Annotated in this window: 11 protein-coding genes and 1 pseudogene; 4 read left to right on the plus strand and 8 right to left on the minus strand. The window is 72.7% G+C overall.

What is annotated here, in order from left to right; translation table 11 throughout:
• Position 1: 1 nt before the first annotated feature.
• From ABZ937_RS02005 to ABZ937_RS02015, 3 genes and pseudogenes are all read right to left on the minus strand, one after another.
• On the minus strand, positions 2-1,231 hold the full coding sequence (locus ABZ937_RS02005; protein ID WP_361684621.1) for an ATP-grasp domain-containing protein: 1,230 nt from the start codon (positions 1,229-1,231) through the stop codon (positions 2-4).
• An 892-nt stretch (positions 1,232-2,123) separates the two neighbouring features.
• Complete coding sequence (locus tag ABZ937_RS02010; RefSeq protein WP_361684731.1) at positions 2,124-2,834, minus strand: NAD(P)H-binding protein; 711 nt, start codon at positions 2,832-2,834, stop codon at positions 2,124-2,126.
• Positions 2,811-3,662, minus strand: a pseudogene (locus tag ABZ937_RS02015) (EamA family transporter); the annotation flags it as partial. The gene ABZ937_RS02010 and the pseudogene ABZ937_RS02015, both read right to left, overlap by 24 nt.
• A 79-nt stretch (positions 3,663-3,741) precedes the next feature.
• Between ABZ937_RS02015 and ABZ937_RS02020 the strand changes: the two are divergent.
• Positions 3,742-4,644, plus strand: coding sequence for a LysR family transcriptional regulator (locus ABZ937_RS02020; protein WP_361684623.1), 903 nt, complete (start codon positions 3,742-3,744; stop codon positions 4,642-4,644).
• A gap of 8 nt (positions 4,645-4,652) precedes the next feature.
• Here the strand turns inward: ABZ937_RS02020 and ABZ937_RS02025 are convergent, their stop codons facing one another.
• Positions 4,653-5,399, minus strand: coding sequence for an MBL fold metallo-hydrolase (locus ABZ937_RS02025; protein ID WP_361684625.1), 747 nt, complete (start codon positions 5,397-5,399; stop codon positions 4,653-4,655).
• 80 nt (positions 5,400-5,479) lie between these two features.
• Between ABZ937_RS02025 and ABZ937_RS02030 the strand changes: the two genes are divergently transcribed.
• Positions 5,480-6,094, plus strand: a complete 615-nt coding sequence (locus ABZ937_RS02030) for an ABATE domain-containing protein (RefSeq protein WP_361684627.1) — start codon at positions 5,480-5,482, stop codon at positions 6,092-6,094.
• A 149-nt stretch (positions 6,095-6,243) separates the two neighbouring features.
• On the opposite strand, the gene ABZ937_RS02035 is transcribed toward ABZ937_RS02030, so the two are convergent.
• Positions 6,244-7,074, minus strand: a complete 831-nt coding sequence (locus tag ABZ937_RS02035) for a M55 family metallopeptidase (protein WP_361684629.1) — start codon at positions 7,072-7,074, stop codon at positions 6,244-6,246.
• Positions 7,075-7,163: 89 nt separating this feature from the next.
• Here ABZ937_RS02035 and ABZ937_RS02040 point away from each other — a divergent pair, with 89 nt between their 5' ends.
• Both ABZ937_RS02040 and ABZ937_RS02045 read left to right on the plus strand, forming a co-directional pair.
• Positions 7,164-7,445: a hypothetical protein gene (locus tag ABZ937_RS02040; protein ID WP_361684631.1), complete on the plus strand. Its 282-nt coding sequence runs from the start codon at positions 7,164-7,166 to the stop codon at positions 7,443-7,445.
• 141 nt (positions 7,446-7,586) lie between these two features.
• Entirely contained in the window at positions 7,587-9,374 is a 1,788-nt protein-coding gene (locus ABZ937_RS02045; protein WP_361684633.1) for a phosphatidylglycerol lysyltransferase domain-containing protein, read from the plus strand.
• Between the two features lie 13 nt (positions 9,375-9,387).
• On the opposite strand, the gene ABZ937_RS02050 is transcribed toward ABZ937_RS02045, so the two are convergent.
• The 3 genes from ABZ937_RS02050 to ABZ937_RS02060 form a co-directional block, all read right to left on the minus strand.
• Entirely contained in the window at positions 9,388-10,104 is a 717-nt protein-coding gene (locus tag ABZ937_RS02050; protein ID WP_361684635.1) for a hypothetical protein, read from the minus strand.
• A gap of 176 nt (positions 10,105-10,280) precedes the next feature.
• Positions 10,281-11,720, minus strand: a complete 1,440-nt coding sequence (locus ABZ937_RS02055; RefSeq protein ID WP_361684637.1) for a HAMP domain-containing sensor histidine kinase — start codon at positions 11,718-11,720, stop codon at positions 10,281-10,283.
• Positions 11,721-12,449: a response regulator transcription factor gene (locus ABZ937_RS02060; RefSeq protein ID WP_361684639.1), complete on the minus strand. Its 729-nt coding sequence runs from the start codon at positions 12,447-12,449 to the stop codon at positions 11,721-11,723. It abuts the gene before it with no gap.
• Positions 12,450-12,632 lie beyond the last annotated feature (183 nt).

The following is a 12,632-nucleotide window of genomic DNA, read 5'->3' on the forward strand; positions in this document are numbered from 1 at the left end:
GTCACATGCAGGACTCTGCCGCGGCGATCTCGGCCGCGGAAATAAAAGCAAGGACTTCCTCGGGGCAGGATGCCGAGCCGTAGACGATGGCAAGCATCCCCTGTGTTCCGTCGCGCCAATCCAGCTTTTCGCCGACCTGTGTGCGCACTTCGACCCGCTGCACACCGGATATCTCCGACAACGTCTGCAAGGGGTCCAGGGAGACCACCGTGTGGCTGCCGGCCGGAGGAATCACGAAACGTTGGTAGGTGAACCGGTCAAAGGTCACATCGTTGACGGAGACCGGCTTCCCGAGGGCCACCTCGAGGGCCACCCTGGTGAGATCCAGCCCGGCGGCCCGCATGAGCAGGTCGCCCACGTAGCCCGCCATCCGCCCGTTGACCTCGATGATCCGAGGTCCCTCCGCGGTCAGCTTCACCTCGGTGTGGTAGACGCCGTCCTGTACGCCGAGCGCCGTCAGTGCCGCCCGCTCAAGGCTCACGACCTCGGCAGCGAGCGAGTCCTCGAGGGTGCTGGGAAGGATGTCACCGGTCTCCCGGAAGGGTTCGGCGAGTGGGTGCTTTCCGGTGACGCAGACCGTCTGCGCCTCGCCGTTCTGCACCACGGACTCCACCGAGACGTAGTCGCCCCAGCCGGCTCCCGGGCCACTGGTATCGCCCACGAGGAGCTCCTCCAGGACGAAATCGACAACACCCGTCCCCGAAACCTCCCGGACCCGGATCGCGCATTCTTCCAGAGAGTTCACAAGATACGTGTGAACGCTTCCGCTCCCACGACGGGGCTTCAACACCGCGGGAAATCCCACACGCAGCGCTGCTGCCTCGATCTCCTGGAGAGAGGTTATCGCGGCGGAGCACGTCGACTGCACCCCGGCGTCGGCGAGGCACTGGCGCTGCCGCAGCTTGTCCGTCAGAAGATGCACGGTGGCAGGGCTGTTACCCCGGAGTCCCAGCGCCTCGACAAGGTCGGACACCAGTGACTGCTGGAACTCGCTGAAACTCACAACGCCAGCCGGATTCATTTCCGAAACCGCGGCGATGATGTCCGCTCGCGTCAACCCCGTGATATCGACAACCCGTCCGACTTGGAGCAGGTTTTCATATTGATCCGCCACATGCGGGCGGGCCCGGTCGGCGAGAAAGACCACATCGCAGACGCGCCTCGCGGCAGCAGCAATTTTTACAGGAGAGGCTGCGCCGATGTCATAGGAAACCAAGACAACGGGAAGCACCCTGCGCATTTCCCCCAACCCCCACCACCGCTAAACATGCAAGATGATCTTTGCCGGGAAAGCTAGCACGCGAGGTGAAGAGGTAGTGTAAAAGAATTGCAAAATGCCTGCCCGGGGCGCTCTGGCTCTGGTTTGCGCGCCTCAATCACTCGCTCCGATGACAATCAGATACAGGCATGCCCTGAATTGGCATGACATGCAGTGTCATCGTGCGGATTGTCTCGATGAGACAGCGAGTCGGCTGGGTGCCCTGGCGCGGGGCCTCCAGTTGTGGCCCCGCCCTCACACTGCCCCGTAGCCGCCGCGGAAACCGTCTGGCCGGCGGAATGGCCAAATGTGGCCGCTTGGCGGGTCTGCTGGTCGTCGGCGTGGACGCTCGCGGCGTAGGCGACGCCGCACATGAGTGGCCGCAGGTCGTCCCAGGTGACGACGCCGCGCACGACCCCCGCGGTGCGCGAGGGAGATCGAGGAGTCCGTCAGCTGCGCCTCCAAGGTGATGTCGAGGAAGCCCGTCAGGGCCCGCCAGGGGTCGCCCTCGGTCAGTGCTCGTTCGGCGCGGGCGACCAGGGCTTTATCCGTTTCGGCGTGACGCCGCTGTGCCCGGCCCACCTGTGCCCAGGCACACGTGTCTCCAGGCACACGCGCGTCACGAGGAGGCCCCCGTGCCGTTCACCGTCAACGACGTGCCGAACCTGCCCGCCGGGTTCGCAGACACGTTCACCAGCCACACCGTCACCACCGGTACCCCCCCCGGCCCCAGGACATGCGCAAGGTCGCCACCGGCCTGGTCCTTCCCGGCTCCGGCCACTTCCTGGCCGAAGAGGTTCCGGGGGCCCTGACGAGGGCGCTGCTGGACTTCCTGCTCTGACCCGGCAGCGCCCGCGTCCCCGTCTCACTCCTCGTCGGCGTGCACGACCGTGATGTGCCGGTCCCGGCCCGGGGTCTCCAGTTCGTCCACGGCGGCCACGGCCAGGTCCTCCGCGGTGATCCAGGACTGGCCGTCGGGTGTGGTGAGGAGGGTGTCCGTGCCGCGGTGGTAGCGGGCGGTGCGGGAGCCGGGTTCCAGGAGGGCCGGGGGACTCAGGTAGACCCAGTCGGTGTGGGGGTGGGCCTGGCAGGTGCGGAGCTGGGCCACTCCGGCCGCGGCGACCGGCCGCCACTCCGGGGGCACGTACGCCGGGTCGTCGGCCACCAGGAGATCGGGGGTGTCGGGGCTGCGCAGGGCACCGGCTCCGCCGATGACCAGGACGCGGATGCCCAGCCGGGCGGCGGCGTCCAGGAGTGTCCGGGTGGTGCCGAGCAGGAAGTCCTCGTCCACCGGGTGGGTGCGTACGGTCAGTACGGCGGCGTGCGCGCCCGAGTCCGCCAGCGCCCGGTGGACGGCGTCGGGGTCGTTCGCGTCGAGCGGGACCGGTGTCACGTTCGGGTGCTCGCCCGCCGGCTTGCGGGACAGGGCCAGCACCCTGTGGCCGCGGGCGGCGGCCTCGGCGGACACCCGGCTGCCGACCATACCGGTGGCGCCGAGTACCGCGATCGTCATGCCTGCTGTTTCCGGCATCGGGTCTTCTCTCCTTCTGTGCGGGTCGAGTTGTGCGGCGAGCATCGCCGCCAGGGACAGGGCGAAGCCGAACGTCTGGGGCAGGCTCAGGGACTCGCCCCTGGCCGTGCCGATGACCGTGGCGACCAGCGGCGAGAGCAGCACCAAGGGCGCGGAGGCGCCGACCGGGAGGCGGGCTATGCCACGGAACCAGAGCGTGTACGCGATCAGGCCGCCCATGCTGCCGAGCCACAGATAGCCGCCGGCCGCGCCGGCGTCGATGCGGGGCGGCAGCCCCTCGGTGGTCAGGGTCAGCGGGAGCAGGAGCAGGCCGCCGGCCGTGAGCTGCCAGGCGGCGAAGGTGAGGGGGCCGGCGCCCGCGGGGCGGCCCCAGCGCTTGGTGAGGACGACCCCGGCCGCCATGGTCGCCGTATGGCCGAGACCGGCGAGCACGCCGACGGCGTCCAGCCGGGCATGCGGCCCGAGCACGACGAGTCCGACGCCGGCCACACCGAGCGCGCCCCAGGTCCACCGCCAGGCGGTCGGCCGGTCGTGGAGCACCGCGATGGCCAGGGTGGCGACCAGCAGCGGCTGGGAGGCACCGAGGGTCGCGGCGACTCCGCCGGGGAGCCGTTCGGCCGCCACGAACAGCAGAGGCATCCCGCCGATGTTGAGCACACCGAGGACGAGGACCTTCCACCACCAGTCCCCGCGGGGGAGGACCCGGGTGAGCGCCAGGCCGGCCAGCCCGGCGGGCAGGGCGCGCATGAGGCCGGCGAACATCGGGTGCCCGGGCGGGAGGAGTTCGGTGGTGACGACGTAGGTCGTGCCCCAGGAGGCGGGGGCGAGGGCGGTCAGGAGGACGGTTGCCGATCGGTGCGCGTGGGCGGGCATGTGATGAGTCTCGGCAGCGCGACGCCATGCGTCCAAGACATGGTTGTCATCGCAGCCATGAACGAGAACGATGGACTGTGTGGACCTTCAGCAGATGCGGTACGTCGTCGCCGTCGCCGAGACCCGTAACTTCACCCGGGCCGCCGAGCGCTGTTTCGTGGTGCAGTCGTCGCTCAGTCACCGGATCGCCGGCCTGGAGCGGGAGTTGGGGGTGCGGCTGTTCGCGCGGTCCAGCCGGCGTGTCGAACTGACCCGTGCGGGCGAGGCGTTCGTGGCCCGGGCACGGGAGGCGCTGGCCGCCGCCGACCTCGCCGTGGCGGACGCCGCCGCCGCGACGGGCGTGGTGCGCGGCCGGCTTGCCGTCGGCGTGATCGTGACCACCGCCGCCGTGGACGTACCGGAGGTGTTGCAGCGGTATCGCGCCCAGCACCCGGACGTCCGGGTGATGCTCCGGTCGGGGCGCAGTGACGAGCTCGCGGCGGCGATCCGGGACGGCGACCTGGACATCGCCTTCCTCGGGCTGCCGGAGGACGAGCGGCCGTCCGGGGTGGAGAGCCTGGTGCTCGACCACGATGAGCATGTCCTGGTCGTGGCGGCCGGGCACCGGCTGGCCGGGGCGTCCCGGGTCGCGCTGCGGGAGATCGCCGAGGAGACGTTCGTGGACTTCGTGGCGGGGACGCCGGCCCGGGCCCAGTCGGATCAGGCGTTCGCCGCGGCGGGCCTGGTCCGCGATGTGGCGTACGAGGCCGGTGTCGTCGAGCTGATCACCCGGCTGATCGGGCGCGGGCTCGGGATCGCGCTGCTGCCCTCGGCGTTCATCCGGCCGCTGGCCGCCCGGGACCCCGGTCTCGCGCTGGTCCCGGTGGTCGACGGGCCGCATCGCGTCGAGTATCTGGCCTGGAGCCGCTTCAACCCGAGCCCGGCCACCCGGGCCATGCTGGACGTCCTCGGGGTCGGCGCGGCCTCGGAACGGGTGCGGTGACCGGCCGGTCAGTCCAGCTGGAGGCGGTCCGCCAGCCCCGCCTCCTCGAACGCCCGCACCACGTCCTCGCGGGTCTCCGTGAAGTGGGCCCAGCTGTCGCAGTGGGCGGGGACCACCCGGCGGGCTTCGAGGAGCTGGGCGGCGGTCGCCGTACCGGCACCGTCCAGGACGAGGAGGGCGTCGTCGAGTACGGGCAGACGGGGCGCGCCGGCGAAGAGGACGGCGGTGTCGACGGGGGCGTACCGGGCGGCGATCTCCTTGACCAGGTCCAGGGAGGCGTTGTCGCCGCTGACGTAGACGGTGGGCAGGTCGGCGGCGGTCAGCAGGAAGCCGGTGACCTCGCCGACGATCGGCTCGGAGCCCTCGGGGCCGTGGAGGGCGGGCGCGGCGGTCACGGTGACCGTGCCGCCGTCGGGGCGGGGCAGGTCCACGGACTGCCAGGGGGTGAGGGCCTCGGTGGTGCCGCCGAGGCGTTCGGCCGCCGCCGGGGTGGTGAAGGTGCGCGGGACGTCGGCGAGCAGGGCGCGGCCGGAGTGGTCGAGGTTGTCGGCGTGCTGGTCGTGGGAGAGCAGGACGACGTCGACGGGGCCGAGTTCGGCGAGGGCGACGCGGGGCGGGGCGGTCTTGGTGAGGACCCGGCCGCTGGGCGCCGGGTAGTCGCCGGGCTCGTCGAAGGTCGGGTCGGTGAGGAAGCGGAGGCCGCCGTACTCGATGACGACGGTGGGGCCGCCGAGGACCTGGACGGGGATCTGCATGCCGACTCACCTCATGGATAGATGGGATTTCATCCGTGAGAGACGGTAGCCCCTTCTCACGGATGAGGGCAAGACCTACCATGAGATACGTGAGAGAGAGCGACGCGGCGTCCGAGCCGCCCCTGCCCCCCGCCCCCGGCGCCGAGCAGCACCCGGCGCTCGATCTCGCCAACGCCGCGATCACCCTGCCCGGCGGCCAGTCGGCGGATCTGCTCGACACCCCCGCCGCCGCCCAGCGCTGGCTGGTGGACCGCGGTCTCGCCCCGGCCGGCGCAGAACTGCGCGAGACCTGCGCGAGCCGGCTGCGCGCCCTGCGTGATCCGGTCCGCGCGCTGCTCGCCGCCCGTATCGACGGCGCCCCCGCCCCGCCCGCCGCGCTCGCCGCCCTGAACGACGCGCTCACCCTCGCCCCGGCCGCCTCACTGCTGCACTGGTCCCCCGACCGCGGCCTGTACCGGGCCGCGGCCCACCCCACCACCCAGATCGTCGAGCACGCGCTGGCCGCCCTCGCCGCCGACGCCGCCGACCTGCTCACCGGGCCGGACGCGGAACGCCTCACCGCCTGCGGCTCCCCGCCCTGCAACCGCTACCTGCTGCGCCACGGCCGCCGGCACTGGTGCTCCACCCGCTGCGGCGACCGCGCCCGCGCGGCCCGCGCCTACGCCCGCCGCACCGCCCACCCCACAACGGACTGACCCCCACGCCCCGCTCCCGGTCCGGACGGAAGGTGACGGCCGTGTCGTCGGCGTCGATCACCTCCAGGGGGCCGAAGCCGTCGGCCAGGATCCGCAGGAACACGCGCGCAGCGCAGCCACGGGCACCGGCAGCGCCACGGCGGCGGGCGTCAGCAGTACGGCGGCTGGTTGGTCAGCGCGGTCGCCACCCGCATCCACACCCCGAACTGCCGGTACAGCGCGGGCAGCGGACCGGTCGCCCGGACCGTCCTCGCGTCCTCGGCCGTCACGCCGGGGATGCCGAGCAGGGTGGCGGCGACCGAGGCGGACTGCCAGCGGACGGCGAGGGTCGCCGCGGCGGCGGGCGGTGCGGGGCGGCGCGGCGCCGGGGTCAGCGCGCGGGCGACCCCCTCCTCGATGGCCTTGTGGGCCTCCGCCTGCGGCCGCAGCTCGGCCGCGAAGCGGTCGTGGGCGTACTTCACCGGGACGGTGACGACCGACGCGTCCCACTCCGTCATCTCCGTGCACGCCGCGTCGTCACCCGTGAGGGCCACTACGGGCACCCCGAGGGCCGCCGCCGTGGCGTGGGCGAGGCCGATCTCGCCGACCGGGCGGCCGTCCAGCCACATGTCCTCGATCTCATGACCCATGAAGCTGTGGCTGAGCACGCCCAGCGCGCCGGCCCGGGAGTGGTAGCCGACGCACAGCGCGGCGTCGTACTCCCCGGTCAGGCCCTCCAGCATGCCCAGCTGCTTGGGCCTGCCGCGCACCAGGCGGGCCGCGGGGTGCAGCGCCTCGGGGAGGATGTTGCGCATCGGACCGTGGGCGTCGTTGACGAGGATGTCGGCGGCACCGGCCGCGAGGGCGCCCTGTACGGCGGCGTTCACGTCCTCGGCCATCAGGGCGCGGCCCCGCTCGTAGTCCCGGCCGCCCGGCTGGACGTCCTCGGCGTCGACGAGCCCGGTGACGCCTTCCATGTCCACGCTGATGTAGATCCGCACGGCGTCGACCCTAACCGACCCTACGTATTGTAGGTTCCCAACCGCCCGCACCTACCGGGCTGTTCACACGCCTGTTCAACGGGGGACCCATGCAGGACACCACGGAACCGGAACCCGGCACGGAGGCGGCTGCGCGCGATCTGGCGCCGACGCTGACCCTGCTGGTCGTCAGCCTGGTCATCGCCGCCGTCGGCGTGTACGAGCTGTGCGGCTTCGGCCTGCACAGCCTGGACCGGCGCCCGCACCTGTTCAGCGACGGCCTCGCGACGGGCGGGGTGATCGCCGCCGCGGTGGCCGCCGGGGCGGCGGTGGGCAACCTGGCCTGGATACTGACGGCGGCCCGGCGCGGGGGCGGCGACTGCGGCACCTGACGGCGGACCCGCGCCGGGTTTCCCGATGGCAGCCGGCGGATGAGACGCTGTGCCCCGGCTGTGCGCAGCCCGTACCCCCAGGACCCTACAAGCTGTAGGGTCTGCATGCCCCGTCCCCGTCCCCAAGGGTGACCCGTCGCCATGCCCGCTCAACAGACGACCCTGATCCCGCCACAGGTTCCCGCTCCCCGCAACCCCTCCCGCGGCATCCGTCTGCTCCCGCCCCGCTTCCGCTCCCTCGGCGGCGACGGCCGGCTGCCCGGCCACGCCGCCACGGCCACCGTCTGGTACCTGCGGCTGCTGGCCGTCCTGAACCTCGCCGCGGTCGTGTCCCTCCCGTTCCGCGAGGAGGTGCACGAGCACAACGCGGGCGAGTACTTCACCCCGTACCTGGCCACCGCCGGCCTGGTCTCGGCGGCCCTCGCCCTGTTCCTCGCGGTGGTGATGCGCCGCCGCAAACGGGCCGCCTGGCTCTTCAACCTCCTCCTCGCGGGCCCCCTCTTCGGCCTCTACGCCGTCGCCCTCACCCGCGCCCCCTTCCGCGAGCACGCCTTCAACTGGGTCTCCACCGCCCTCACCGGCCTGTTCGTCGCCGCGCTGCTGCTCGGCCGGCGCGAGTTCGACGCCCTCGGCGACCGCTCCAACCCGCGCCTGGCCCTCGCCGTCGGCGTGGGCGGCACCCTCGTCAGCGGCGGCCTCGGCACGCTCCTGGTGCACACGACGAACAAGGTCACCGGCGCCGGCCTCGGCGACGAGATCGCCTACACCCTGCTGCGCGGCATCAGCGTCGGCCCGCTCGCCGACCGCTTCGCCGTCGTCCAGGCCCCCCGCTGGGCGGACATGATCGTCAACACCCTGATGGCCGTCACGTTCCTGCTGGTCCTCTACGCCTGCTTCCGCGCCCCGCGCGGCGCGTGCCTGCTCGCGCCCGAGGACGAACACAGACTCCGCGAGCTCCTGGACCGGCACGGCGACCGCGACTCCCTCGGCTACTTCGCCCTGCGCCGCGACAAGGCCGTCATCTTCTCCCCCAGCGGCAAGGCGGCCATCGCCTACCGCGTCGTCGGCGGGGTCAGCCTCGCCTCCGGCGACCCGCTCGGCGACCCCGAGGCCTGGCCCGGCGCCATCGACGCCTGGCTCACCGAGGCCCGCCGCCACGCCTGGACCCCGGCCGTCATGGGCGCGAGCGAGGAGGCCGGCACGATCTACGCCCGGCACGGCCTGGACGCGCTCGAACTCGGCGACGAGGCGATCGTGGACCTCGCCGACTTCACCCTCGACGGCCGCGCCATGCGCGTGGTCCGCCAGGCCCACAACCGGGTCCGCCGGGCCGGCTACACGGTCCGGATCCGCCGTCACGAGGACATTCCCGCCGAGGAGATGGCCGTCCTGGTGGACCGCGCCGACCACTGGCGCGACGGCGCCACCGAACGCGGCTTCTCCATGGCCCTCGGCCGGCTCGGCGACCCGTCCGACGGCCGCTGCGTGATGCTGGAGTGCCGGGACGCGAACGGCGACGCGCGCGCCCTGCTCAGCTTCGTCCCCTGGGGAGAGCACGGCCTCTCCCTGGACCTGATGCGCCGCGACCGGGCCTGCGAGAACGGCCTGATGGAGTACATGGTCGTCGAACTCCTCCTCCAGGCGAAGGAGTTGGGGATCGACCGGGTCTCGCTCAACTTCGCGATGTTCCGCTCGGTCTTCGAACGCGGCGCCCGCCTCGGCGCGGGGCCGGTCCTGCGGCTGTGGCGCTCGACCCTCACCTTCTTCTCCCGCTGGTGGCAGATCGAGTCGCTCTACCGGGCCAACGCCAAGTACCGGCCGGTGTGGGAGCCCCGCTTCCTGCTCTTCGCCAAGAGCAGCGACATCCCGAGGATCGGCCTGGCCAGCGCCCGCGCGGAAGGCTTCCTCACCCTGCCGGGCCGCCCCTAGGCATCCGGTCCGTTCAGCGGGGTCCGAGGGCGGGCGTCGTCACGGAGTCGGCGGCGTCGTCGGGGTCGTAGGTCTCGGCGCCGCCGCCCGTCCACCCGGGGTCGTAGGCGCACGGCACGGCGGCGCCGCCGGTGAAGTACCGCGTGTCCGGATCCCAGCTGAAGTCCATCCGCCCCTCACCGTCCCGGTGGACGAACAGCGACCAGTCCCTGCTCTTCCCGCCCTCGGTGTACGACGAGACCTCCCAGCCGTCCTCCTTGAGCCGCTGGTGCAGCCGGCGCAGACCGGGGACGGCCTGGCTCGCGGGCACGTGGTCCAGCGCCCAGTCGTGATACAGCCCGTAGGCGCCGTCGACGGTCTTGTCCTCCAGCCCCAGCAGACCTCCGTCGTAGCAGTACTGGGCGCCCAGCGTGTTCTCCGTGCCGACGCCGTGGCGCTCGACTCCCGGCGGCACGGTGCGCGTGAACCCCAGGACGTCGTACGCCTCCTGCGAGTTCCGGAAGGCACGGCTCGCCATCTCCTCGGGCGCGACCCGGGGCAGGTCGGTGCCGTCCTGGGCGTTCCACACGAGCGAGACGACCAGACAGAGCACGAAGAGGAGCACGAGCCCGCCGACTCCCAGGCACCCGAAGCCGAGGGCACGGGCCGCCCCGGACCCGGCCGGTGCGGGGGCGGTGGCGGGGGCGGTGGCCGGTGTGGTCGCGGTGTTCTTCGTGCTCTCCTCAGGCATACGGCGACGGTAGGACGGCGGGAGAGCAGGGGGATGGGCGCGGCTACCACCAGGAGGTAGGTACACGTACTCAACCGCCCCGACCCACAGCCCGGACCAGCGGCACCCCGCTCTTCCCGAACCCGAACCCGGACCCGGCCCCGGCCCCGGGGACGTACGCTCCCTGCGCCGGCCCGTCAGCCCTCGGTCCCGCCCGCGCCCACGATCCCGCCGCCCACCGTGAAGCCGATGACCGACCCGCCGCCCTCGCGGCGGAACGCGAACGGGGCTCCGCCGTGGGCCATGGCGACCTCGCGCACGATGGACAGGCCGAGGCCCGAGCCGGGCAGGGAGCGGGCGTCGGCGGCGCGGTAGAAGCGGTCGAAGATGCGGACGAGGTCGCCCTCGGCGATCCCGGGCCCCCGGTCGAGCACCTCCACCCGTACCGTGCCCGGCCGCGCCGGCCCGGTGACGCTGACCTGGATCGGCGCCTTGCCGTCCCGGTCGAACTTGGCCGCGTTCTCGACCAGGTTGGAGATGGCCCGCTGGAGCATCCCGGGCCGCCCGTCGGTCGTCGTGTCCCCGCTGGCGTGCAGCACGACGTCCCGGCCGGTACGGCGCCGGGCGAGCCCGACGACGTCCTCGGCGAGGTCGGCGAGGTCCACCCGCTGGGGCGGCTCGGCGTCGGACTGCCCGGCGGCGAGATCGACCAGCTCGTTGACCAGGTCGGTCAGTTCCCGCGCCTCCTGGGAGAGGTCGGCGACCAGCTCCTCCCGGGTGGCGGGCGGGAGTTCGTCGATCCGGCGCAGCAGGGAGATGTTGGTGCGCAGAGACGTGAGCGGCGTACGCAGTTCGTGGCCGGCGTCCTGCACCAGCCTGCGCTGGTCCTCCTCCGACTGCGCGAGCCGCCCCAGCATCCGGTCGAAGGCGCGGCCCAGCCGGCCCACCTCGTCCAGACCGGCCACCGGCACCTGGATGCCCAGCTGCCGGGTGCGGGCGACGTCCTCGGCGGCCGACGTGAGGACCACCAGGCGCCGGGTGATCCGCCGGGCCAGCCACCAGCCGAACAGCCCGGCCGCCACCACGACCGCCGCCATCAGGATCAGCGTCCGCTGCTGCAGCGCCCGCAGCAGGTCCTCGGTGTCGCTGAACTCCTGCGCGACCTGGACCGCGCCCCGCCCGCCGCCGAGCGAGACGGTGGCGACGCGGAACAGGTCCTCGTCCACCCGTACGTCCTTGTACTGGGCGACCTTCCCGGCGGAGCGCGCGACGGCCACCGCCTTGTCCCGGGAGGTGACCGGCAGCACCGGGCTGCCGTGGTCCACGATCTCCCCCTGCGCGCCGAGCACCTGGACGTCGGTGCGGGCGGGGCGGACCAGGTCGTGCCCGGGGCGGGAGGAGGAGAAGTCCTCCGGGCCCATCGCGTGCTGCCGCACCTCGTCCTGCACGTCCTGCACGACCTGCGTGAACACCGACTGCTGGTCCACGCGGACGAGCCGGGCGGCGGAGCTGTACGACAGGATGCCGACGAGGATCGTGACGGCCGCGGTGACGGCCGCGAAGGAGACCGCGAAGGTGGTGCGCAGGGAGACCAGCTTCGGCCGGGGCCGGGCCGGCAGCCGCCAGCGGCGGCCCACTCAGTCCTCCCGCAGCACGTAACCCACGCCCCGCACGGTGTGGATCAGCTGCGGGGCGCCGGGTTCGTCCAGTTTGCGGCGCAGGTAGCCGACGTAGACGGCGAGGTTCTTGGAGCCGGGGCCGAAGTCGTAGCCCCAGATGCGGTCGTAGATCGTGGAGTGGTCGAGGACGATGCCCGCGTTGCGCACCAGCAGTTCCAGCAGCTCGAACTCGGTGCGGGTCAGTTCCAGCTCGCGCCGGCCGCGCCAGGCCCGGCGGGCCTGGAGGTCCATGCGGATGCCGGCGGCCTCCAGCTGCCGGTCGGAGACCTGCGCCTCGCGCACGGAGCCGCCGTCCGGGGTGCCGCCGCCGGCCGGCACCGGGCTGGTGCGGCGCAGCAGGGCGCGCAGCCGGGCGAAGACCTCCTCGACGTCGAACGGCTTGACCACGTAGTCGTCGGCGCCGGCGTCCAGGCCCGCGATGCGGTCGGCGGTCTCCACGAGGGCGGTGAGCATCAGGATCGGGGTGCTGTCGCCCTCGGCGCGCAGCACGCGGCAGACCTGGAGGCCGTCGATGCCCGGCATCATCACGTCCAGGACGAGGACGTCCGGCGGGTTCCTGTGGGCCTGTGCCAGGGCTTCCACGCCGTCGGCGACCGCCGTGACCTGGTACCCCTCCAGCGTCAGGGCACGCTCCAGGGCATGACGGATGGCACGGTCGTCTTCGGCGAGCAGCACAGTCTGGGGCACACCCTCAGTGTGCCAAGGGGCCCGGCGGTTCGACCGGGACCGGTGGGCCTACGATCACCCTTTTTACCGCCCTCTCACCGTCACAGAGGCAACCGAAGATCCTCCAGCCGTCCGCCGGGCTCACCTACACCCTGGACATGTCCAAGTCGGGCGCGGACCGTGTGGTCACCGACTCCATCCGCC

This window comes from Streptomyces sp. NPDC046727 (assembly GCF_040645635.1).
Lineage (GTDB): Bacteria > Actinomycetota > Actinomycetes > Streptomycetales > Streptomycetaceae > Streptomyces.

Excerpts from the sequence above, each read along its gene's own strand:
- ABZ937_RS02010 (WP_361684731.1), bottom strand. The coding sequence starts at position 2,834 with ATGCTCGCCGCACAACTCGACCCGCACAGAAGGAGAGAAGACCCGATG.
- ABZ937_RS02025 (WP_361684625.1), bottom strand. The coding sequence starts at position 5,399 with ATGCAGATCCCCGTCCAGGTCCTCGGCGGCCCCACCGTCGTCATCGAG.
- ABZ937_RS02030 (WP_361684627.1), top strand. The coding sequence starts at position 5,480 with ATGAGATACGTGAGAGAGAGCGACGCGGCGTCCGAGCCGCCCCTGCCC.
- ABZ937_RS02040 (WP_361684631.1), top strand. The coding sequence starts at position 7,164 with ATGCAGGACACCACGGAACCGGAACCCGGCACGGAGGCGGCTGCGCGC.
- ABZ937_RS02045 (WP_361684633.1), top strand. The coding sequence starts at position 7,587 with ATGCCCGCTCAACAGACGACCCTGATCCCGCCACAGGTTCCCGCTCCC.
- ABZ937_RS02050 (WP_361684635.1), bottom strand. The coding sequence starts at position 10,104 with ATGCCTGAGGAGAGCACGAAGAACACCGCGACCACACCGGCCACCGCC.